Raw genomic sequence first — 21476 nt, 5'->3', positions numbered from 1 at the left:
CTATGAATGCTTGTCGGTAAATCTTGACCGCGTCTGCGGCAAATCGTCCCGAAGGTTGCTCATCTTACCTTTAGCCATTCCAAGACAAAGCATGCCCTGGGGATTAGAATGTCGCGCATTCTCTTTTGGTGACAGCGATATGACTGATCAGCGCAAAGGCAGCGATGCCGAACCCACCACTCACTTCGGCTTCAAAAACGTTCCGGAAAGCCAGAAAGCGGAAAAAGTCGCTGAGGTGTTCCACTCCGTAGCCGCCAAGTACGACTTGATGAACGACCTTCTGTCGGGCGGCATGCACCGTTTGTGGAAGCGTTTCGCGATTGAGCTGTCGGGCGTGCGCAGCGGTAATCGCGTGCTCGACATCGCCGGCGGCACCGGTGACCTGACCAAAAAGTTTTCGCACCTCGTTGGCCCGACCGGCCAGGTGGTATTGGCCGACATCAACGAATCCATGCTCAAGGTCGGCCGTGACCGCCTGCTGGACCTGGGTGTGGCGGGCAACGTCGAATTCGTCCAGGCCGACGCAGAAAAACTGCCTTTCCCGGACAATCATTTCGACTGCGTCACGATCGCTTTCGGCCTGCGCAACGTGACGCACAAGGAAGACGCCCTGCGTTCGATGCTGCGCGTGCTCAAGCCCGGCGGTCGTCTGCTGGTGCTGGAATTCTCCAAGCCGACCAACGCGCTGATGTCCAAAGCCTACGACGCTTACTCGTTCGCCTTCATGCCGCTGATGGGCAAGCTGATCACCAACGACTCGGAAAGCTATCGTTACCTGGCCGAATCGATCCGTATGCACCCGAATCAGGAAACCCTGAAGTCGATGATGGTTGATGCCGGTTTCGACCGTGTGACCTATCACAACATGACCGCAGGCATCGTCGCCCTGCACCGCGGCATCAAGCCCTGATGCTGCTCACCGGGCTGCTCGCCAGCGTTGAACTCGGCCTGAACCGGGTGCTGCGTCTCGACAGCACGGCGCTGCCGCGGCTGGCGCATTTGACCGGCAAGGTGATTGCCGTCGATTGCCGCAGTCCGGCGCTGCAGCTGTTCATTTTGCCCAGCGACGAAGGCCTGATGCTGGCCTCGCACTGGGAAACCGGCGTCGATTGCACCCTGCGTGCGCCGGCGTCCAGCCTGCTGAAGCTGGCCCTGAGCAAAGACAAGACCGCGGTGCTGCATGCCCCGGAAGTCGAACTCGATGGCGACAGCGGCGTGCTGCTGGAGCTGGCCGGCGTGTTGCAGGATCTTGAGCTGGACTGGGAGTACGAACTCTCGCGCTGGCTCGGGCCGGTTGCCACGCAACTGGTTGGCGGTCATCTGCGCAGCCGCGCACGCTGGTATCAACAAGGATTTGCCAGCCTCAACCAGAACCTCGCCGAATACCTCGCCGAAGAATCGCGCACCCTCGTCGGGCAGCGCGAAGCCGAAGCGCGGTTCAGCGAACTGGACCGGATCAAACTTGATCTGGAACGTCTCGAGGCGCGTTTCGAGCGCCTTTCCCGATCCCTCGACCCAAGCGATAACGCATGAAGCTGCTCGCCGTCCGCCGTCTGCTGCGCATCCAGTCCGTCGTGATCCGCTACCGCCTCGATGACCTGCTGTTCGATCTGCCGCTGCCCTGGTTTCTCCTGGCGCTGCGTTATGTGCTGCCGTGGCGCTGGTTCCCGCGCAAGACGCTGGAGCTGAGCAGAGGCGCGCGATTGCGTCTGGCGTTGCAGGATCTGGGGCCGATTTTCATCAAGTTCGGGCAGATTCTCTCGACCCGCCGCGACCTCTTGCCCGAAGACATCGCCGATGAGCTGATGCTGCTGCAGGATCGCGTGCCGCCGTTCGACTCGCAGCTGTCGATCAAGCTGATCGAAGAGCAGCTCGGCAAGAAGATCAGCGAAGTGTTCAGCCGTTTCGACGTCCAGCCGCTGGCTTCGGCTTCGGTGGCACAGGTGCATGCCGCGCAGCTGAAAACCGGCGAAGAAGTGGTGGTCAAGGTGATCCGCCCGGGTCTGAAGCCAATCATCGCGCAGGATCTCGCATGGCTGTTCATCCTCGCCCGCGCGGCTGAAAAACTGTCAGCCGACGCGCGTCTGTTGCACCCGGTGGACGTGGTGCAGGACTACGAAAAAACCATCTACGACGAACTCGACCTGCTGCGCGAGGCGGCCAACGCCAGCCAGTTGAAGCGCAACTTCGAAGGTTCGCCGCTGCTCTACGTGCCGCAAGTCTACTGGGACTGGTGCCGGCCGAAAGTGCTGGTGATGGAGCGCATCTACGGCATTCAGGTGACCGATCTGGCGACCCTCGCCGATCAGCGCACCGACATGAAAATGCTCGCCGAACGCGGCGTGGAGATCTTCTTCACCCAGGTGTTCCGCGACAGTTTCTTCCACGCCGACATGCACCCGGGCAACATCTTCGTCAGCACCGTTAACCCGTGGAGCCCGCAGTACATCGCGATCGACTGCGGCATCGTCGGCAGCCTGACCCCGGAAGACCAGGATTATCTGGCACGCAACCTGTTCGCGTTCTTCAAGCGCGACTACCGCCGCGTGGCGCAGTTGCACATCGATTCGGGCTGGGTGCCGGCAGAAACCAAGCTCAACGAATTCGAAGCGGCGATCCGTACCGTGTGTGAACCGATCTTCGAAAAACCGTTAAAAGATATTTCATTCGGCCAGGTGCTGATGCGCCTGTTCCAGACGGCGCGGCGCTTCAACATGGAAGTGCAGCCGCAGTTGGTTTTGCTGCAAAAGACCTTGCTGAACATCGAAGGCCTCGGCCGTCAGCTCTATCCCGATCTGGACCTGTGGAACACCGCGCAGCCGTTCCTTGAGCGCTGGATGCGCGAGCGCGTCAGCCCGAAAACCTTGCTCGGCAACGTCCAGAGCCAGTTCGAACAACTGCCGCACCTGGCCAACATGGCCCGCGATCTGCTCGAGCGCATGTCCCAGCCACACGCCTACGACCCACCGCCGCCGTGGCACAAACGCAAGGACGACTGGTTCCTGCGACTGCTCGGTTGTGCCCATCTGGCGGGCGGTGCGATTCTCGCCGCCGGTGGCCCGATGCTCGAATTGGCGCATTGGCCAGCGGGCATCATGGTGGCTGTCGGTTTGTATCTGGTCGTTCGCCGATAGCACGAATCAGCTGCAAGTTATAAGCTGCGAGCTGCAAGCCTGACGATACTGAAACACCGCAATCTGCTTTTACTTGCAGCTTGAAGCTCAAAGCTTTTACCTGCGTTTCGGGAATTGAAGATGAAAAACTGGCTGGACGAGATCAAATGGGACGCTGATGGCCTGGTGCCGGCGATTGCCCAGGATCACAAGACCGGACGCGTGCTGATGATGGCGTGGATGAACCGCGAAGCGCTCGAGCTGACCGCCGCGGAAAGCCGTGCAATCTACTGGTCACGTTCCCGTGGCAAGCTGTGGCGCAAGGGCGAAGAGTCCGGCCATGTACAGACCTTGCATGAAATGCGTCTGGACTGTGACGCCGACGTGATCATCCTGATGGTCGAACAGATCGGCGACATCGCTTGCCATACCGGCCGTCAAAGCTGCTTTTACCGCGTCTTCGAAAACGGTGACTGGAAAACGGTCGACCCGGTGCTGAAAGACCCGCACGCTATCTATTCCGCAGGACACAAACATGAGTGACACTCTGACGCGCCTCGCTCAGGTACTCGAAGAGCGCAAAGGCGCAGCGGCCGACAGCTCGTATGTGGCCAGCCTGTATCACAAGGGCCTGAACAAGATTCTGGAGAAAGTCGGCGAAGAGTCGGTCGAAACCATTATTGCCGCCAAGGACGCCGCCATCAGCGGCGACTGCAGCGATGTGATCTACGAGACGGCTGACCTGTGGTTCCACAGCATGGTCATGCTCGCCCAACTGGGGCAGCATCCGCAGGCTGTACTGGATGAACTGGATCGCCGCTTCGGCCTGTCCGGACACGTCGAGAAAGCCTCGCGTCCGTCCGCCTGAACAATTTTTAGAGAGGAACAGCAACATGGGCATTTTTGACTGGAAACACTGGATCGTCATTCTGGTTGTCGTGGTACTGGTCTTCGGCACCAAGAAACTGAAAAACCTCGGCACCGACGTCGGTGAGTCGATCAAGGGCTTTCGCAAAGCCATGAACGACGACGAGAAGCCAAACGTCGATCCGACCGTGACGCCTGCGCAACCGGTACCACCGGTGCAGCCGCAAGCCACCGCTCAGGCCAACCCGCCGCACACCATCGATGTGCAGGCGCAGAAAGTCGAAGAGCCGATCCGCAAAGACGTGTGAGCACTGACTAATGTTTGGTATCAGCTTCTCTGAACTGCTGCTCGTCGGCCTCGTTGCCCTGCTGGTGCTGGGCCCCGAGCGTCTGCCGGGTGCTGCGCGTACCGCGGGCCTGTGGGTCGGCCGACTGAAGCGCAGCTTCAACGCGATCAAACAGGAAGTTGAACGTGAAATCGGTGCCGACGAGATTCGTCGGCAACTGCACAACGAACATATTCTGTCGCTGGAGCAGGAGGCGCGGAAAATCTTCCAGCCGGTTCAGCAAGAACCGACGCCGGTTGAGCACGTGGGCCAACAGACGATTCATGCGCCAACCGCGCCCACTGCACCTGTACCCGCTCCGACACCGGCAACTGCCACCGCTGTAGCGCCGACAGAAACCGTGCCCGCTACTGCAGAAACTTCGGTTGAACATGTATCTCCAACCGCCGCGCCGATCACACCTGCGCCTCACGACCCCACTCTGCCGCCGCGAGCCCCATGAGCGATCTCCCCGAAAACGACCAGCACATGCCGCTGGTATCGCACCTCACCGAGTTGCGCACCCGCCTGCTGCGTTGTGTGGCGGCGATCTTCATCATCTTCGCCGGGCTGTTCGCGTTCACCCAGCAGATCTACACGTTCGTGTCGACGCCGCTGCGCCAGTACCTGCCGGTCGGCGCGACGATGATCGCCACCGACGTGTCGTCGCCATTCCTGACGCCACTGAAGCTGACGATGATGGTCTCGCTGTTCCTGGCGATCCCGGTGATCCTGCATCAGATCTGGGGGTTTATTGCGCCAGGCCTGTACAAGCATGAGAAGCGCATCGCGGTGCCGTTGCTGGTGTCGAGCATCATGCTGTTCTACACCGGCATGGCGTTCGCCTATTACTTCGTGTTCCCGCTGATCTTCAAGTTCTTCGCTGCAGCCACCCCGGCCGGCGTGGAAATGATGACCGACATCGCGAGCTATCTCGATTTCGTCATGACGCTGTTCTTCGCCTTCGGCGTGGCGTTCGAAATCCCCGTGGCCGTGGTGCTGCTGGTGTGGATCGGTGTAGTCGACGTCGCCTACCTGAGGAAGATCCGCCCGTACGTGATCATCGGCTGCTTTGTGGTCGGCATGATCCTGACGCCGCCGGACATCTTCTCGCAGACCCTGCTGGCCGTGCCGATGTGGATGCTGTTTGAGATCGGCATCCTGTTCGGTGGCCTGATCAGCAAACGCGAACGACCGGACGAGCATCCGGCCGACGATCACAACGACCAGCCGCCAGCGACCCAGGCATGAACCTGTTGTTGCTCGAGGAGGCCGACTTCATTGCGGCCGACCGTGTAGTGCTGCGTGATCGACGCCTGACACACATGCAGGAAGTCCATCGCTCGGAAGTCGGTGACAGCCTGCGGGTCGGGCGCATCAATGGGCTGATGGGTTCGGCTGAGCTGTTGCGGCTGGAGGCGGGTGAAGCGGAGCTGCGCGTCACCCTCGATCAGCCGCCGCCGGCCAAGCTGCCGCTGACTTTGGTGCTGGCCCTGCCGCGCCCGAAGATGTTGCGACGCGTGTTTCAGACCGTGGCGACCATGGGCGTGTCGAAGGTGATTCTGGTCAACAGCTACCGCGTCGAGAAAAGCTTCTGGCAGACGCCGTTTCTTGAACCTGCAGCGATTCGCGAGCAATTGATCCTGGGCCTTGAACAAGCGCGCGACACCGTACTGCCAGAGGTCGTCATCGAGAAACGCTTCAAGCCTTTTGTCGAAGATCGACTGCCGACGATCACCGAAGGTACCCTCGGCCTGGTTGGCCATCCCGGCAACTATCCGCCGTGCCCTCGCGCCTTGAGCGAACCGGTGACCCTGGCCATTGGCCCGGAAGGTGGCTGGATTCCCTACGAAATCGATTTACTGGCCAAATCCGGCCTGCAACCGGTGCAGCTCGGCGATCGTATCCTGCGCGTCGAAACCGCCGTGACCGCCCTCCTCGCCCGCCTCTTCTAACCGCAACACCGATCCCCTGTAGGAGCTGCCGCAGGCTGCGATCTTTTGATGTTGTTTTAGAAGCAAGATCAAAAGATCGCAGCCTTCGGCAGCTCCTACATTTGCACCGTGCGGGGCCGTCGGATAAGTGGTGTTACAGATTGCCATCACTTGGCCGATACCCTCCCCATAAGTCCAATTAGTGGGTCGGGGAGTCGTCGCATGTACCGTTGGTTAGCCGAGAGTCTTGGAAACGTCAGCGTCAAGCGCAAACTGGGAATCGGCTTCGGCCTGGTGCTGTTGCTGACGTTATTGATCACCTTTACCGGCTGGACCGGCATGAGCGGCATCATCAGCCGCGGCGACAAGCTCGGGTTCATCTCCAGCCTTAACGAGCTGACCAAGGACCTTCGACTGGCACAGCTGGACTATGAAGCGCGCCGTGGCGAACAAGGCCCGGGCACGGTCAACGAACTGCTGAGCAAACTCGACAGCGGTCTGCAAACCGCTCGCAGCCTGATCGAACAACCGTCCGATGCCGCCATGGTCGATCAGCAACTGGCCGCCGTCGCTGAATACAAACGTGCCTTCGCCGACATGACCCAAGCCACCGTCCACCGCGAAGACGCCCGCAGCAAGCTGGGCGCCAACGCCGACAACGCTGTAGCCAAAGTCTCCGAAGTCGAAAAATCAATGCTGCTGGGTGACAGTGTTGCCCAGTTCAACAACGTGATCGAGCTGAGCAAACTGCTCCAGCAGGCGCGTTATCAAGTGCGCGGCTACACCTACAGCGGCAAGGCCGAGGCGGAGCAACCGGCCTTGGACGCCATCGACAACGCCCTGAAAAAGCTTGAAAGTCTGCCTTCGCAACTGCCGGAACAGCACATTGCCAACCTGCAACAGGCCACCGACTCGATCAAGGCCTATCGCGCGGCGGTCGCCCAGTTCCGCGATTCGCAGGTCACCAGCGCCACGTCACAGGCGCGCGTGTCTGCTCAGGACGACATTCTGATCGACCTCAGCAAGAAGCTGACGGCTTCGCAAACTGTCGTGCGCGACACCGATGCCGCCCACGCCAAGAACATGCTGCTGATCGCCACCCTGCTGGCCTTGGCCTTCGGCTTGCTGGCCGCTTGGGCGATCACCCGGCAGATCATCATTCCGCTGAACCAGACCCTGAAAGTCGCGGAACGTGTAGCTGCCGGCGATCTGACCCACAATCTGGTCTCGCTGCGCCGCGACGAACTCGGCCAGCTGCAACGCTCCATGCAGAGCATGACCCAGGGCCTGCGTGAGCTGATCGGCGGGATCAGCGAGGGCGTGACCCAGATCGCCAGCGCCGCTGAAGAACTGTCGGCGGTGACCGAGCAGACCAGCGCCGGGGTCAACAATCAGAAGATCGAGACCGATCAGGTCGCCACGGCCATGAACGAAATGACCGCCACCGTGCAGGAAGTCGCGCGTAACGCCGAAGAGGCCTCAGAAGCCGCCGTCGCCGCCGACCAACAGGCCCGCGAAGGCGACAAGGTGGTTGGCGAAGCAATCGCCCAGATCGAACGTCTGGCCGTTGAAGTCGGCAACTCCACCACAGCCATGGGCGAGCTCAAGCGCGAAAGCGACAAAATCGGCAGCGTGCTCGACGTGATCAAATCCGTGGCCCAGCAAACCAACCTGCTGGCACTTAACGCCGCGATTGAAGCGGCGCGTGCCGGTGAAGCCGGACGTGGTTTCGCGGTGGTAGCCGATGAAGTGCGCAGCCTCGCGCAGCGCACTCAGAAGTCCACCGAAGAGATCGAAGAGCTGATCGTCGGCCTGCAAAACGGCACCCAGCAAGTGGCGACGATCATGGACAACAGCCGCACCCTCACCGACAGCAGCGTCGAGCTGACCCGCCGGGCCGGTGGTTCACTGGAAAGCATCACGCGCACGGTGTCGGCGATTCAGGCGATGAACCAGCAGATTGCTGCGGCGGCTGAACAGCAGAGCGCGGTGGCGGAAGAGATCAACCGTAGCGTGCTGAATGTGCGGGACGTGTCGGATCAAACGTCGGCGGCGAGTGAGGAAACCGCCGCCTCCAGCGTTGAGCTGGCGCGATTGGGGACGCACTTGCAGACGCTGGTGGGTCGTTTCAAGGTTTGAGGTGATTCAGTTGCCTCGGTTCGCTGAGGACCGAGGTGATGCTATCGCTGGCAAGCCAGCTCCCACAGGTTTGTAGTCGATCACAAGGTGTGTGTTCAGCCGATTCACTGTGGAAGCTGGCTTGCCAGCGATGGCGTCCGAGAGGACGCCGAAGTTACAGGACCTGGCGTAGAAAAGCCTGAGCTCGCGGATCCTTCGGCGCATCAAAGAACTCCGCTGGCGAGGCATCCTCCAGCAACTTGCCGTGATCGAAGAACAGCACCCGACCCGCCACTTCCCGGGCGAAACCCATTTCGTGGGTGACGCACACCATGGTCATGCCTTCCACGGCCAGGTTCTTCATCACATCCAGCACTTCGCCGACCATTTCCGGGTCGAGGGCCGATGTCGGCTCATCGAACAACATCACCTTCGGTTCCATCGCCAACGCCCGGGCAATCGCCACGCGTTGCTGCTGACCGCCGGACAGACGTGACGGAAACTCGTTGGCCTTTTGCGCGATGCCGACCTTTTCCAGCAATGCCATAGCCTTGGCTTCGCGCTCTTTCTTGCCGCGCTTGCGCACGACTTTCTGTGCCAGACAGAGGTTTTCCAGCACGGTCATGTGCGGGAACAGATTGAAATGCTGGAACACCATGCCGACTTCGCGGCGGTAGGCGTTGACGTCGGTTTTCGGATCGGCCAGTTGCAGACCGTCGATGCTCACCGAGCCGGAATCGAACTCTTCCAGGCCATTGAGACAACGCAGGAAGGTCGACTTGCCGGAACCGGACGGGCCGATCACTACCAGCACTTCGCCTTTGGCGACCGAGGTGCTGACGTTATCCACCGCGCGCACCACTTGCCCACGGGTGTCGAAGACTTTTACCAGATCGCGGACTTCAATCACTTTGCGCGAGCCTCCGCTCAAGCCGACTGGCGATTTTCGACAGCGGCAGGTTGATCAACAGGTACAGACCGGCAACACAGAACAGAATCTCGAACGGCGAAAACGACGTGGTGATGACTTCACGGCCGCTTTTGAGCAGCTCGGTGATGGCGATCACCGACACCAGCGAGGTGTCCTTGACCAGACTGATGAACTGCCCGGCCAGCGGCGGCAGCACTCGTTTGAACGCTTGCGGCAGCACGACGTGGCGCATCGACTGACCGGAACTCAGGCCGAGCGAACGCGCGGCTTCATTCTGGCCCCGGGCAATCGACTGCACGCCGGAACGGATGATCTCGGCCACGTACGCGCCTGTGAACAGCGACAACGCGGCGATCCCGGCAAATTCCCGGGACAGGTTCATCACCGTGCCGATGAAGAAGTAGAAAATGAAAATCTGTACCAGCAGCGGTGTTCCGCGCACCAGTTCGACGTAGATGCTCGACAGGTCGCGCAGGGTCGGGTTGCTCGACAAGCGGCACAGCCCGGTAACCAGACCGATCAGCAAACCGAGAACGCCGGAGACCACCGACAGCCAAAGCGTCGTCCACAGCCCCCATAACAGCGGCCCTGCCGCCCAATGCCGAGTAACACCCACGACGTCGCCTTCAGCCACATCGTCGCCTTGAGCGAATTGCAGGCTGTTCTCGTCGACGGTCAGGTGCTGTTCGTCGCCTGCATCGTTGCGCAGGGTGACTTCAGCGCTGGTGCCTTTGCGCACCAGTTCAGTGACGGTGGAAATGTCAGTGGCGCGCTGGGTTTCTTCCGCCTGATAGGCGAAGTACTGCGGCACACGGTTCCAGCGCCATTCGTAGGACATCAGCGACGTGGCGTAATACAACGCGCCCGCCAGACCGATCAGCACCAGCACGGTCAAGACGTGCCAGGGCCATTGGGCTTTTTTATGTTTCATTGGATTTGCAGGTTCCGAATTCTGTGTCGCTTGAGAGTCCGCCATCGCGGGCAAGCCCGCTCCCACAATGAGCCAGGGTGAGCACAAATTTTGTGTTCAACGCGAACCCTGTGGGAGCGGGCTTGCCCGCGATTGGAGAGACGCGGTCTATCTGACCGGGCTTATTCCATGTCCTTGAGCCACTCGGTGCTCTTGAACCACTTGTCATGGATGCGATCGTAGGTGCCGTCTTCGTGGATCTGGTGCAGGAAGTTGTTGATGAAGTTGAGGCTGTCGTAGTCGCCCTTCTTCAGGCCGAAGGCCAGCGGCTCGTAGGTGAACGGCTTGTCGAGGAACACCAGTTTGCCTGCACCGACCTTGGTCACCGCCACGACGTTGTACGGCGCGTCGTAGATGAAGGCGTCGGCCTTGCCGTTGACCACATCGAGCACAGCTTCCTGCTCGTTGTCGTAGCCGTGGTACTTGGCTTTGGAGATCAGCTTCTTGGCGACCATCTCACCGGTGGTGCCGAGCTTGGAGGTGATGCGGTAGTCGGCAGTGTTCAGGTCTTTATAGGACTTGATGGTGCCTTCCAGCTCCTTGCGGATCAGCAAGGTCTGGCCAACCACGATGAACGGTTCGCTGAAGTTCAGGCGCAGGTTGCGTTCCTGAGTCAGGGTCATGCCGCTGCCGATCATGTCGAACTTGTCGGTCATCAACGCCGGGATGATGCCGTCGTAACCGGTGGAGACCAGCTCCAGTTTGACGCCCATGGCCTTGGTCATGGCTTTGAGGATATCGACTTCGAAGCCGATGATTTCACCGCGCTTGTTGGTCATCTCGAACGGCATGTAGGTCGGATCCATGCCGACTTTCAAGGTGCCGCGCTTGACCGCGTCATCGATTGCGCCCGCGTGTGCCGCATTGACTGCAACCAGTGCCGTGACGCCGACCAGCAGCATCGACAGATACTTCTTCATCTTCAAGTCCCCAAAACCATTGCGTTTGCGGCGCGAAAACCAACAGTGACGGGCAAAAAAGCCCGGGCGCGCCAATTCGGGGACGGATGCTAACGCACTCGTTCTTTTGCACAAGGGTTAATGGGTGATTTGTTTGACAATCAAGGGCTACGCTCACCCCGGGAGAGAGTTAGGGTAAGGGGCTTTTCAGCAGTCAAAAAAAACCCCGCTACATTAGCGGGGTTTCTTCATCAAGCCGGCTGAGCCTGCAATGCCACCGGTCGCAGCGGCAGCAACGGCGCATGCGGATCGGCTTTCACCGAGGCCCGCCATGCGTCCAGCCACTCGGCGTGACCTTCGGCCCAGACCTGCTCGTGCAGGCGAGCCAAGGCCACCGGATCGCTCAACAGTTGCAGGCGATCATGGTTGTTCAGCCCGGCAGGACCGACCTTGATCGCGTGACGCACACGCTCCTGACGCAGCCATTCAATCGGCTCGGCCTGACCGTGACGGGAGGTCGCCAGCGAGCACGCCAAAGCGTTCTGCTGCGGATCGACCACCGCGCGGACGAAGCCGTCGTTCAGTGCGTGCCAGCGATTTTCGTGGGTGTACTGATCGGTGGCCAGCAGCGCCTGTGGCGGATTGTATTCCTCAGGGATGAGGAACAGGCTCTCGTCACGGGATTTGAGGCCCAGACCGACACGGCTGGAAATCACCGACACCGGAATCGACAGCATCAACGAACCCACGATCGGCACCAGCCACCAGAGGAAGCTCGGGTTCAGCCAGATCACCAGCAAGGCCCAGAAGAAGCCCAACAGGGTCTGCGGACCGTGGCGTTTGACCGCCTCGCTCCATGGAGTGGAGTCGTCGTCACGCTGCGGCGAGTTCCAGGTCGCGGCCCAGCCGAGGAACGCGGCCAGGACGAAACGGGTGTGGAAAATCATCCGCACCGGCGCCAGCAGCATGGAGAACAACATCTCCAGCAGCATCGACAGCGTCACCTTGAACTTGCCACCGAACTCTTTCGCGCCCTTGGCCCAGATCAGGATGATGCTCAACAGTTTCGGCAGGAACAGCAGCACGATGGTTGTCGAGAACAGCGCGATCGCCTTCTCCGGGTGCCATTGTGGCCACAGTGGATAGAGCTGACGCGGTTCAAGGAAATACTGCGGCTCCATCAAGGTGTTCACCGCCAGTAGCGCAGTCGACAACACCAGGAAGAAGAACCACAACGGCGCCGACAGGTACGACATCACGCCCGTCAGGAATACCGCACGGTGTACCGGGTGCATGCCTTTTACCAGGAACAGACGGAAGTTCATCAGGTTGCCGTGGCACCAGCGACGGTCACGCTTGAGTTCGTCGAGCAGGTTGGGCGGTAACTCTTCGTAACTGCCCGGCAGGTCGTAGGCAATCCACACGCCCCAACCGGCACGACGCATCAGCGCAGCTTCAACAAAGTCGTGAGACAGGATCGCACCGGAGAACGCCCCTTTACCGGGCAACGGCGCCAGGGCGCAGTGGTCGATAAACGGCTTCATGCGGATGATCGCGTTGTGACCCCAGTAGTGGGATTCACCCAACTGCCAGAAGTGCAGACCGGCAGTAAACAGCGGGCCGTACACGCGGGTCGCGAACTGCTGCATGCGCGCATACAGAGTGTCCATCCCCGACGCACGCGGCGCGGTCTGGATGATCCCGGCGTCCGGCGTGGCTTCCATCAAGCGCACCAGACTGGTCAGGCACTCGCCGCTCATGACCGAGTCGGCGTCGAGGACGACCATGTACTTATAGTCACCGCCCCAACGACGGCAGAAGTCGTCAAGGTTGCCGCTCTTGCGTTTCACGCGACGACGACGGCGGCGGTAGAAGATCTTGCCGAAGCCCTTGGCTTCGCGGCAGACGTCCAGCCAGGCCTGCTGCTCGGCTACGCAGATGTCGGAGTCGTTACTGTCGCTGAGCACGAAGAAATCGAAACGATCCAGATCACCGGTAGCGGCGACCGATTCGAACGTTGCACGCAGACCGGCGAATACACGCGGCACGTCTTCGTTGCAGATCGGCATCACCAGTGCGGTACGCGCTTCTTTGGCAATCGGCTCGTTGCCAGCACTTTTACCGGAGATGCGGTATTTATCGTGACCGGTGAGCAACTCGAGGAAGCCCATCAGCGCGGTCCAGAAACCGGCCGAAACCCAGCAGAACAGAATCCCGAACAGAATCAGGATGCTGGTTTGCAGCGCATACGGCAGCACTTGCGTGGCGGTTTGCAGCAGTGGCTGATGCAGGACTTCTTCCAGATCAACGAACGACCAGCCCTGGTACGGCATGATGCCTTTCATGTACCAGCCGGCGACGATGGTCTGACCGAGCATCAGCACCAGCAAGATGTAGCGACGGATCGAACCGACTGTGCGCCAGCGCGCCGCCGGCAGGACGTTCTCGTCCTTGGGCGGTTGCGGCGGGTTGGTGCGGCCAGTCATGCGGCGCCAGCCGCGCACCAGAATATTGGTGCGCCACGGCTCCGGCACGACTTTGGTCCGACGGATCGGTGGCGTTGCCTTGAGGCTGACCCGACCGCTGGCGTCGAGCACCAGCATTTCCGCTTCTTCAAGCTCTTCAGCGGTGCTCAGTGTCAGGCGCTTGCCCACCGAAGCCTGGGCGGCTTCGGCAGGGGCGTCGAACGTCGAGGACGACAGGCGTTCATGCAACTCGCTGAACGACTGGCAGCCCGCGAGTTCCGCGCGCTGCTCGTCGGTCATCGGCAGATGCGCCAGGTACTCGGACAGAGTCTCTGGCTGTACTTGAGAGTTACTCATCGGCAGGCAACTGATAGCTCCAGGTCTCGGTCAGGACTTCTTCAGTCGGTGCCGATTCCGGTGTGGCTGTGGCCGCGTCCGCAGCGACTGGCTGCTTGGCGTCTTTGTTGGCCTTGTCCTTGGCATCTGCGGCTGGCTTGGCGTCAGCCAGTTTGGCCTCGGCTGCCTTGGCTTCCTTGTCGAGTTTCTCTTGTTGCTTGGCGGCAACCTTGTCGGCCTTGGCAACGGACGAGTTGGACGCCGGTACCGAAGACTTGGCCAGATCCGCCGTAACGATTGGCTGCACCAGAGCGGCACGCATCTCGGTCGCCTTGCTCGCGTCCTTGATCTTCATGCGCAGGGTCAAACGCCAGCCCTTGGTTTCAGGGTTGTAGCGCACGTTGTTCTCGACCAGTTCGGCATTGTCGCCAACGCTGACCTGGCTGCGAACGTCCGCATCCGGGGCCAGAGCCGCCAGCGATGGACCTTCGAAGTCGACCAGATAGGCAACGCTGCCATCCGGCTGACGGATCAGGTTCGATTGCTTGACGTCACCGGTGGAACGCAGAGTCTGCGCAACCCAGGCGCTGTCCGGCGCATGAATCGACGCTTCGTCCATGGTCCAGTGCATGCGATAGGCGAAGTCGAGTGGCTGACCTGGCTCCGGCAGTTTTTCCGGGCTCCAGAACGCAACGATGTTGTCGTTGGTTTCGTCGGCGGTTGGAATCTCGACCAGATCGACGGTGCCTTTGCCCCAGTCGCCCTTCGGCTCGATCCAGGCGCTTGGGCGCTTGTCGTAGCGGTCGTCGAGGTCTTCGTAATGGCTGAAGTCACGGCCACGTTGCAGCAAGCCAAAACCACGCAGGTTTTCGACGCTGAAGTTGCTCACGGCCAGGTGTTTCGGGTTGTTCAGCGGACGCCAGATCCACTCGCCGTTGCCGGCATGGATCGACAGACCGCTGGAGTCGTGCAGTTCACGACGGTAGTTGAGTACTTTCGACGGCTGGTTGGCGCCGAACAGGAACATGCTGGTCAGCGGTGCGATGCCCAGTTTGCCAACCTTGTCACGCAGGAACATCTGCGCTTTGACGTCGACAATGGTGTCGCTGCCAGGGCGCAGGATCAGACGGTAGGCACCGGTAGCGCGCGGCGAATCAAGCAGGGCGAAGATCACCAGATGCTTGTCGCCCGGTTTCGGCTGCTGAATCCAGAACTCGCGAAAACGCGGGAATTCTTCACCCGACGGCAACGCGGTATCGATCGCCAGGCCGCGGGCCGACAGACCATAGGTGTGACCCTTGCCGACGACGCGGAAGTAGCTCGCGCCGAGCATGGTCATGATTTCGTCTTGCTTGTCGGCCTTGTTGATCGGGTACAGCACACGGAAACCTGCATAACCCAGTTGCTCGGTGGCTTTTGGATCAAACTTCAGGTCGCCGAAATCGAAGCGAGTCGGATCGTATTTGATCTCATCGACGCTGTTGGCAGTAATTTCGTTGATTTTCACCGGTGTATCGAAGTGCATACCCTGGTGATAGAAGGAGAGCTTGAACGGCGTCTTCTTATCAGCCCACTCAGCCTTTTCGGTGAGGAAGCGGATTTTCTGATAGTCCGCGAACTTCATATCGCGGAATTCATTCGGCAGGTTGCTGCGCGGGGCTTCGAACTTCTGCCCGGCCAGCTCTTTGGCCTTGGCCGACACATCGTCAAGATTGAACGCCCAAAGCTGACCGGCGCTGAGCAGGCACAGGAGCGCCGAACCCGCTACCAGGGCACTTCGCATGCGTTTGGCAGACATTTTTGCTGCATTACAGGGACTAACAATCACGAGCAACCCTCGCCGAAAACAGATCAAAAAACCAACGGCCAGCTATCTATATGCCAGGTTGGCGAGCATTGTTCCGACTCCGCTGGGGCAAAATGATTCCCCAATCGGATCCAGACAAGTCTCTACCTAAGTGAAAATGGACCAACGAACGCTGATCACCGTAGCGCGCGATTATCTAGTAGCCCGCATGACAACGCATCAGGGGTAACAAAGTATTTATCGCCAAAACGCCCTAAAAACGTCGAAATCTCCTAAAAAGGCGTTTCAAGTGTTGTCAGGTTTGTAACAAAAAGGTAACAGGGCCGTCGTTGACCAAATGCACCTGCATATCCGCGCCGAATCTACCTGATGCCACAGTGCCATGCACCTGTTTCGCTTTGCCTAATAGATAGTCGAATAATTCCTCGCCCAACGCCGGAGGCGCCGCGGTCGAGAAGCCCGGGCGCAACCCGCTTTTGGTATCGGCAGCCAGGGTGAACTGAGAGACCAGCAGCAACCCACCGCCGATATCGGCGAGAGACAAATTCATCTTGCCCTCGTCGTCGCTGAATACCCGATAGTTAAGCAGCTTATGCAGAAGTTTGTCGGCGCTGGCACGCGTGTCGTCGGGTTCTACCGCTACCAGCACCAGCAAACCCTGATCGACCGCGCCAACCACTTCGCCCGCCACTTCCACGCGCGCACCCCGCACGCGCTGTAAAAGCCCCTTCATGCTTCTTCGGGCGGCAGATCGAGCAGACGACGCGCCATATTGCCCGCCGCGCGCACCAGTGCATCAGTAATACCCGGTTCGGATGCTGCGTGGCCGGCGTCGCGGATCACCTGCAATTCGCTGTTTGGCCAGGCTTGGTGCAATTCCCAGGCGTTGTCGAGCGGGCAGATCACGTCGTAGCGACCGTGGATGATCACGCCCGGCAGATGAGCAATCTTGCCCATGTCACGAATCAACTGGTTCGGTTCAAGGAAAGCATTATTGGTGAAGTAGTGGCATTCGATCCGCGCAATCGACAGCGCACGCTGCGGCTCGGAGAAGCGATCGACTACCAGTGGATTCGGCCGCAGCGTCGCGGTGCGCCCTTCCCAGGTCGACCAGGCCTTGGCTGCATGCATCTGGGCGATCTGGTCGTTACCGGTCAGGCGTTTGTGGAAGGCACTGAGCAAGTCATCGCGCTCGTCCAGTGGGATAGGCGCGATGTAGTCCTGCCAGTAATCGGGGAACAGGCGGCTGGCGCCGGCCTGATAGAACCACTCGATTTCCTGCGGACGGCAAAGAAAGATCCCACGCAGGATCAGACCGTGAACACGCTCCGGATGGGTTTGCGCGTAGGCCAGCGCCAGGGTCGAACCCCACGAACCGCCGAACAGCACCCATTTGTCGATGCCCAGGTGCTTGCGGATGCGCTCAAGATCGGCGACCAGATCCCAGGTGGTGTTGTTTTCGAGGCTGGCGTGCGGGGTCGAGCGTCCGCAGCCACGCTGGTCGAAGGTGACAATGCGGTAAAGATTCGGATCAAAATAGCGACGGCTCTGGGCGTCGCAACCGGCGCCCGGGCCACCATGGATGAACACGACCGGCAAGCCTTCCGGTGAGCCGCTTTCGTCGACGTACAGCGTATGGGTGTCATCGACAGCCAGATCGTGCCGGGCGTGAGGTTTGATCTGCGGAAACAAAGTCTGCATTGCGCGCTCCGTAAGGGGTCGAGGTCATCCCTGGGGGGACTTCTATTATTCTGCCGTTTGGCATCATAAACCCGATTTACGTCAATGAGCATGCCTGTGCGCTGTCGCCGTCTGTCAGCCATAAACCAAAGCGGTTTTGAGCCGCACATAAAACCTGTGGGAGCGAGCCTGCTCGCGAAAGTGGTGGGTCATGCAACATAGATGTTGCCTGACCGGACGCCTTCGCGAGCAGGCTCGCTCCCACAGAGAATTTGTGGGGTTACGTGCGGTAGCGGGATTCGCCCCACTTCAGCAAGCCCTGCAGCAATTCCTTGAGCACCACCTGCGTCGGCTCGGCCAGATCGGCGCGGTAGCGGAACGGTTCGAATTCTTCCATATAGGTGCACTGCCCCAGTTCCAGTTGCACCGCGTGAATATTCTCGGCCGGGTTGCCGTAATGACGGGTGATGTGGCCGCCCTTGAAGCGCCCGTTCAGCACATGGCTGTAGTCGCTGTGGCGCGCGCAGATCGCCTCCAGTTCAGTCGCCAGCTGCGGATCGCAACTGGCGCCGTTGAAGGTGCCAAGGTTGAAGTCCGGCAGCTTGCCGTCGAACAGGTGCGGGATGATCGAGCGAATCGAGTGCGCATCAAACAGCAGCGCATAGCCGAACTCGGCCTTCAGCCGTGCCAGCTCTTGCTGCAAAGTGCGGTGATACGGCGTCCAGATTTGCTCCAGATACGTCGCGCGCTCTTCTTTCGACGGCTCCAGCCCTTCCTTGAACAACGGGATGCCATCAAACAGCGTTGCCGGATACAGGCCGGTGGTCGCCCCGGCATACAACGGTTTGTCGTCGGACGGCCGGTTCAGGTCGATGACGAAGCGCGAGTACTCGGCCGCCAGAGTACTGGCGCCCAGCGCTTCGGCAAAGTCGTACAGTTGCGGAATATGCCAGTCAGTGTCCGGCAGACTTTTCGCGTCGCCGATCAGGCCGGCCTCGACCACCGGGGTCAGACGTAACCCGGCATGGGGCATGCTGATCAGCAGCGGCACGCGACCTTGTTTGAAATTCAGAACCTTATCCACAACCGCTCTCCTACAGACTTGATTCAACGCCGTGACGCACGACGCGTTTGTCCAGATCGCCACCGAGCCAATACGCCAGATCCGCCGGGCGATCGATCTGCCAGGCGACGAAATCCGCGACCTTGCCAACTTCCAGCGAACCATGTGTGTCGGCCATGCCCAGCGCTTGCGCAGCATGAATAGTCGCGCCAGCCAAAGCCTCTTCCGGGGTCATGCGGAAACAGGTGCAGGCCATGTTCAACATCAAACGCAGCGACAACGCAGGCGAGGTGCCCGGATTGAGGTCGCTGGCGATGGCGATTTTCACCTTGTGTTTGCGCAAGGCGTCCATCGGCGGCAACTGGGTTTCGCGCAGGAAGTAGAACGCGCCCGGCAGCAACACCGCGACGGTGTCGGACGCGGCCATGGCGATGGCATCGGCTTCGTCCATGAACTCCAGGTGATCGGCGGACAACGCCTTATAACGCGCGGCGAGGCTGGAGCCGTGCAGCGACGACAATTGCTCGGCGTGCAACTTCACCGGCAGGCCGAGTGTTTGCGCGGCGATGAAAACGCGCTCGACCTGCTCCGGCGAGAACGCCAGGTATTCGCAGAACGCGTCCACCGCATCGACCAGACCTTCGGCGGCCAGCGCAGGCAGCATGTCGGTGCAGATGTGATCGATGTAATCGTCGGCGCGATCCTTGTACTCCGGCGGCAACGCGTGAGCGGCCAGGCAAGTGCTGCGCACGCTGATCGGCAGCTCTTTTGCCAGACGACGGATGACCCGCAGGATCTTGCGTTCGTTGGCCAGATCGAGACCATAGCCGGACTTCATCTCTACCGTGGTCACGCCGTCGCGCATCAGGCTTTTCAGGCGTTTGGCGGCGCTGGCGAACAGTTCATCTTCAGTAGCTTCGCGAGTCGCGCGCACGGTGCTGGCGATGCCGCCGCCGGCCGCGGCGATTTCCGCGTAGCTGACGCCTTGCAGACGTTTCTCGAATTCGTCGCTGCGATTGCCACCGAACACCGTGTGGGTGTGGCAGTCGATCAGGCCGGGGGTGACCCACGCGCCGTGCAGGTCGCAGACCGCCGGGTATTCGCCGGACGGCAATTGATTGCGCGGGCCGATCCACTCGATGAGCGCACCGGACGTCACGATGGCGGCATCCTCAATGATCGAGTAGACGCCCTGCGCCATGGTTGCGACGTGGCAGTGTTGCCAGAGGGTTTTCATCCCTTAGTCTCCACAGTATTCAAAATCGATTTCGCGAGCAGGCTCGCTCCCACAGGGGGACGCATTCCGACTGTGGGAGCGAGCCTGCTCGCGAAGAGGTCATCAAAGGCTAGGCAGCAATTTCGCCGGAACCAGCTCGTTCAAACACCGCGAAGCCAGCAGCTCAGTCGCCGCATTGATGTCCGGTGCAAAGAACCGGTCCTTCTCATAAAACGGCACTTCCTTGCGCAGAATGGCCCGAGCCTGCTCCAGCTTCGCCGAGGTCTTCAGGCCATTGCGCAGATCCAGCCCCTGCACCGCCGCCAACCATTCCACGGCGAGAATCCCGCGGGTGTTCTCGGCCATTTCCCACAGACGCTTGCCGGCCGCTGGAGCCATTGAAACGTGGTCTTCCTGGTTGGCTGAAGTTGGCAGGCTGTCCACCGAATGCGGGTGGGACAACGCCTTGTTCTCACTGGCCAGCGCGGCAGCCGTCACCTGAGCAATCATGAAACCGGAGTTCACGCCCCCATTGGCCACGAGAAACGGCGGCAGTTGCGACATGTGCTTGTCCATCATCAGCGAGATGCGGCGTTCGCTCAGCGAGCCGATTTCAGCGATCGCCAGCGCCATGTTGTCAGCGGCCATGGCCACTGGTTCGGCGTGGAAGTTACCGCCGGAAATCACATCGCCTTCAGCGGCAAACACCAGCGGATTATCGGAGACGGCGTTGGCTTCAACCGCCAGCACTTCAGCAGCCTGGCGGAACTGGGTCAGGCAGGCGCCCATGACTTGCGGCTGGCAGCGCAGGGAGTACGGATCCTGGACCTTGTCGCAGTTCTGGTGCGAGTCGGAAACTTCGCTGCGCTCACCCAGCAAATCGCGGTAAGCAGCGGCCGCATCGATCTGGCCTTTCTGCCCGCGCGCCGCGTGGATGCGCGCATCGAACGGCGAGCGCGAACCGAGCACCGCTTCGACCGTCAGACCGCCCAGCGCGATGGCGCCCGCAAACAAATCCTCACCTTCAAACAGACCACGCAACGCAAAAGCAGTAGAAACCTGAGTGCCGTTGAGCAGCGCCAGACCTTCCTTCGCCGCCAGCGTCAGCGGCGTCAGGCCGGCGACTTTCAGCGCTTCGGTCGCTTCCATCCACTCGCCCTTGTAACGCGCCTTGCCTTCGCCAAGCAGCACCAGCGACATGTGCGCCAATGGAGCCAGATCGCCGGAAGCACCGACCGAACCTTTCAACGGAATGTGCGGATAGACCTCGGCATTGATCAGTGCAATGAGCGCATCGATCACAACGCGACGGATGCCAGAAAAACCACGGCTGAGGCTGTTGACCTTGAGCACCATCACCAGCCGCACCAGCGCATCGCTGATCGGCGCGCCGACGCCGGCAGCGTGGGACAACACCAGCGAGCGCTGGAGGTTTTCCAGATCTTCGCTGGCGATGCGGGTCGAGGCCAGCAGGCCGAAACCGGTGTTGATGCCGTAGGCGGTACGATTTTCGGCGAGGATCTGCTCGACGCAGGCGACGCTGGCTTCAATCTGTTGCGAGGCGCTGTCGTCGAGGGTCAGCTTGACCGGGTTCTGATACACGTCACGCAGTTGGGCCAGGCTCAGTTGGCCGGGAATCAGGTTCAGCGCAGTCATTTTGTGCTCCTTTTGAGAGTTTATTGTTAACTCGCCAGACGCTCCGGAGATGTCCGTTGTCCGTCGCGTCTGCCCTTTTGGGGAGCCGCGCCTTG

19 protein-coding genes and 2 pseudogenes are annotated in these 21476 nt (G+C 60.4%); 11 read left to right on the top strand and 10 right to left on the bottom strand.

What is annotated here, in order from left to right; all coding sequences use genetic code 11:
• Positions 1–139: 139 nt before the first annotated feature.
• The 11 genes and pseudogenes from ubiE to AB4P97_RS26005 all read left to right on the top strand — a co-directional run bounded on the left by ubiE (position 140) and on the right by AB4P97_RS26005 (position 8379).
• Entirely contained in the window at positions 140–910 is a 771-nt protein-coding gene (ubiE, locus tag AB4P97_RS26055; protein ID WP_008080626.1) for a bifunctional demethylmenaquinone methyltransferase/2-methoxy-6-polyprenyl-1,4-benzoquinol methylase UbiE, read from the top strand.
• The gene (locus AB4P97_RS26050) at positions 910–1533 is read left to right on the top strand and encodes an SCP2 domain-containing protein (protein ID WP_042557247.1); all 624 of its coding nucleotides are present in this window, start codon (positions 910–912) and stop codon (positions 1531–1533) included. Before ubiE ends, AB4P97_RS26050 begins: the two co-directional genes overlap by 1 nt.
• Positions 1530–3134 carry a ubiquinone biosynthesis regulatory protein kinase UbiB gene (gene ubiB / locus AB4P97_RS26045; protein WP_042557246.1) on the top strand — a complete coding sequence of 535 codons (1605 nt, stop codon included), beginning with the start codon at positions 1530–1532 and terminating at the stop codon, positions 3132–3134. Before AB4P97_RS26050 ends, ubiB begins: the two co-directional genes overlap by 4 nt.
• A 120-nt stretch (positions 3135–3254) precedes the next feature.
• The gene (gene hisI, locus AB4P97_RS26040; protein WP_150775677.1) at positions 3255–3656 is read left to right on the top strand and encodes a phosphoribosyl-AMP cyclohydrolase; all 402 of its coding nucleotides are present in this window, start codon (positions 3255–3257) and stop codon (positions 3654–3656) included.
• Positions 3649–3981 (top strand): phosphoribosyl-ATP diphosphatase, encoded by a 333-nt coding sequence (locus AB4P97_RS26035; protein WP_003220849.1) that lies wholly within the window; start codon positions 3649–3651, stop codon positions 3979–3981. Before hisI ends, AB4P97_RS26035 begins: the two co-directional genes overlap by 8 nt.
• Before the next feature lie 25 nt (positions 3982–4006).
• Complete coding sequence (locus AB4P97_RS26030) at positions 4007–4288, top strand: twin-arginine translocase TatA/TatE family subunit (RefSeq protein ID WP_042557245.1); 282 nt, start codon at positions 4007–4009, stop codon at positions 4286–4288.
• 10 nt (positions 4289–4298) lie between these two features.
• Positions 4299–4769 (top strand): Sec-independent protein translocase protein TatB, encoded by a 471-nt coding sequence (gene tatB, locus AB4P97_RS26025; RefSeq protein WP_042557244.1) that lies wholly within the window; start codon positions 4299–4301, stop codon positions 4767–4769.
• Positions 4766–5557 (top strand): twin-arginine translocase subunit TatC, encoded by a 792-nt coding sequence (gene tatC, locus AB4P97_RS26020; protein WP_042557243.1) that lies wholly within the window; start codon positions 4766–4768, stop codon positions 5555–5557. The genes tatB and tatC overlap by 4 nt, the downstream gene beginning before the upstream one ends.
• A complete protein-coding gene (locus AB4P97_RS26015) occupies positions 5554–6261 on the top strand; it encodes a 16S rRNA (uracil(1498)-N(3))-methyltransferase (protein ID WP_042557242.1) in 708 nt (235 codons plus the stop codon). Before tatC ends, AB4P97_RS26015 begins: the two co-directional genes overlap by 4 nt.
• A gap of 201 nt (positions 6262–6462) precedes the next feature.
• A pseudogene (locus AB4P97_RS26010) lies at positions 6463–7476 on the top strand (methyl-accepting chemotaxis protein); the annotation flags it as partial.
• A 30-nt stretch (positions 7477–7506) separates the two neighbouring features.
• Positions 7507–8379, top strand: a complete 873-nt coding sequence (locus tag AB4P97_RS26005) for a methyl-accepting chemotaxis protein (RefSeq protein WP_390896385.1) — start codon at positions 7507–7509, stop codon at positions 8377–8379.
• 154 nt (positions 8380–8533) lie between these two features.
• Here the strand turns inward: AB4P97_RS26005 and AB4P97_RS26000 are convergent, their stop codons facing one another.
• The 10 genes and pseudogenes from AB4P97_RS26000 to hutH all read right to left on the bottom strand — a co-directional run bounded on the left by AB4P97_RS26000 (position 8534) and on the right by hutH (position 21381).
• Entirely contained in the window at positions 8534–9268 is a 735-nt protein-coding gene (locus tag AB4P97_RS26000; protein WP_395601797.1) for an amino acid ABC transporter ATP-binding protein, read from the bottom strand.
• Complete coding sequence (locus tag AB4P97_RS25995; RefSeq protein WP_395601796.1) at positions 9261–10220, bottom strand: amino acid ABC transporter permease; 960 nt, start codon at positions 10218–10220, stop codon at positions 9261–9263. Before AB4P97_RS25995 ends, AB4P97_RS26000 begins: the two co-directional genes overlap by 8 nt.
• Before the next feature lie 161 nt (positions 10221–10381).
• Complete coding sequence (locus AB4P97_RS25990; RefSeq protein WP_042561939.1) at positions 10382–11179, bottom strand: transporter substrate-binding domain-containing protein; 798 nt, start codon at positions 11177–11179, stop codon at positions 10382–10384.
• A gap of 213 nt (positions 11180–11392) precedes the next feature.
• Positions 11393–13980, bottom strand: a pseudogene (gene mdoH / locus AB4P97_RS25985) (glucans biosynthesis glucosyltransferase MdoH).
• Positions 13973–15757, bottom strand: coding sequence for a glucan biosynthesis protein G (locus AB4P97_RS25980; RefSeq protein WP_234451716.1), 1785 nt, complete (start codon positions 15755–15757; stop codon positions 13973–13975). The pseudogene mdoH and the gene AB4P97_RS25980 overlap by 8 nt, the downstream one beginning before the upstream one ends.
• A 304-nt stretch (positions 15758–16061) precedes the next feature.
• Positions 16062–16499 carry a D-aminoacyl-tRNA deacylase gene (gene dtd / locus AB4P97_RS25975; protein ID WP_042557236.1) on the bottom strand — a complete coding sequence of 146 codons (438 nt, stop codon included), beginning with the start codon at positions 16497–16499 and terminating at the stop codon, positions 16062–16064.
• On the bottom strand, positions 16496–17467 hold the full coding sequence (gene pip, locus AB4P97_RS25970; RefSeq protein WP_008080611.1) for a prolyl aminopeptidase: 972 nt from the start codon (positions 17465–17467) through the stop codon (positions 16496–16498). The genes dtd and pip overlap by 4 nt, the downstream gene beginning before the upstream one ends.
• Positions 17468–17726: 259 nt before the next feature.
• The gene (hutG, locus tag AB4P97_RS25965) at positions 17727–18530 is read right to left on the bottom strand and encodes an N-formylglutamate deformylase (RefSeq protein ID WP_395601795.1); all 804 of its coding nucleotides are present in this window, start codon (positions 18528–18530) and stop codon (positions 17727–17729) included.
• 10 nt (positions 18531–18540) lie between these two features.
• Positions 18541–19746: an imidazolonepropionase gene (gene hutI / locus AB4P97_RS25960; RefSeq protein WP_395601794.1), complete on the bottom strand. Its 1206-nt coding sequence runs from the start codon at positions 19744–19746 to the stop codon at positions 18541–18543.
• A gap of 102 nt (positions 19747–19848) precedes the next feature.
• Complete coding sequence (gene hutH / locus AB4P97_RS25955; RefSeq protein WP_042557232.1) at positions 19849–21381, bottom strand: histidine ammonia-lyase; 1533 nt, start codon at positions 21379–21381, stop codon at positions 19849–19851.
• Between the last annotated feature and the right edge of the window lie 95 nt (positions 21382–21476).

Origin of the sequence: Pseudomonas sp. A1230 (assembly GCF_044218825.1) — a bacterium.
Classification (GTDB): domain Bacteria; phylum Pseudomonadota; class Gammaproteobacteria; order Pseudomonadales; family Pseudomonadaceae; genus Aquipseudomonas; species Aquipseudomonas iridis.
Note: the sequence above shows the minus strand (reverse complement) of the source record. Positions and strands in the feature narration are given on the sequence as shown.

What these genes read in the sequence shown, in the direction of transcription:
- AB4P97_RS26030 (WP_042557245.1), top strand. Translation starts at nt 4,007, where the DNA reads ATGGGCATTTTTGACTGGAAACACTGGATCGTCATTCTGGTTGTCGTG.
- ubiB (WP_042557246.1), top strand. Translation starts at nt 1,530, where the DNA reads ATGAAGCTGCTCGCCGTCCGCCGTCTGCTGCGCATCCAGTCCGTCGTG.
- hutH (WP_042557232.1), bottom strand. Translation starts at nt 21,381, where the DNA reads ATGACTGCGCTGAACCTGATTCCCGGCCAACTGAGCCTGGCCCAACTG.
- AB4P97_RS26035 (WP_003220849.1), top strand. Translation starts at nt 3,649, where the DNA reads ATGAGTGACACTCTGACGCGCCTCGCTCAGGTACTCGAAGAGCGCAAA.
- AB4P97_RS25980 (WP_234451716.1), bottom strand. Translation starts at nt 15,757, where the DNA reads ATGTCTGCCAAACGCATGCGAAGTGCCCTGGTAGCGGGTTCGGCGCTC.
- dtd (WP_042557236.1), bottom strand. Translation starts at nt 16,499, where the DNA reads ATGAAGGGGCTTTTACAGCGCGTGCGGGGTGCGCGCGTGGAAGTGGCG.
- hisI (WP_150775677.1), top strand. Translation starts at nt 3,255, where the DNA reads ATGAAAAACTGGCTGGACGAGATCAAATGGGACGCTGATGGCCTGGTG.
- hutI (WP_395601794.1), bottom strand. Translation starts at nt 19,746, where the DNA reads ATGAAAACCCTCTGGCAACACTGCCACGTCGCAACCATGGCGCAGGGC.
- AB4P97_RS26015 (WP_042557242.1), top strand. Translation starts at nt 5,554, where the DNA reads ATGAACCTGTTGTTGCTCGAGGAGGCCGACTTCATTGCGGCCGACCGT.
- AB4P97_RS26050 (WP_042557247.1), top strand. Translation starts at nt 910, where the DNA reads ATGCTGCTCACCGGGCTGCTCGCCAGCGTTGAACTCGGCCTGAACCGG.
- AB4P97_RS25995 (WP_395601796.1), bottom strand. Translation starts at nt 10,220, where the DNA reads ATGAAACATAAAAAAGCCCAATGGCCCTGGCACGTCTTGACCGTGCTG.
- tatB (WP_042557244.1), top strand. Translation starts at nt 4,299, where the DNA reads ATGTTTGGTATCAGCTTCTCTGAACTGCTGCTCGTCGGCCTCGTTGCC.
- ubiE (WP_008080626.1), top strand. Translation starts at nt 140, where the DNA reads ATGACTGATCAGCGCAAAGGCAGCGATGCCGAACCCACCACTCACTTC.
- AB4P97_RS26005 (WP_390896385.1), top strand. Translation starts at nt 7,507, where the DNA reads ATGCAGAGCATGACCCAGGGCCTGCGTGAGCTGATCGGCGGGATCAGC.
- pip (WP_008080611.1), bottom strand. Translation starts at nt 17,467, where the DNA reads ATGCAGACTTTGTTTCCGCAGATCAAACCTCACGCCCGGCACGATCTG.
- AB4P97_RS25990 (WP_042561939.1), bottom strand. Translation starts at nt 11,179, where the DNA reads ATGAAGAAGTATCTGTCGATGCTGCTGGTCGGCGTCACGGCACTGGTT.
- tatC (WP_042557243.1), top strand. Translation starts at nt 4,766, where the DNA reads ATGAGCGATCTCCCCGAAAACGACCAGCACATGCCGCTGGTATCGCAC.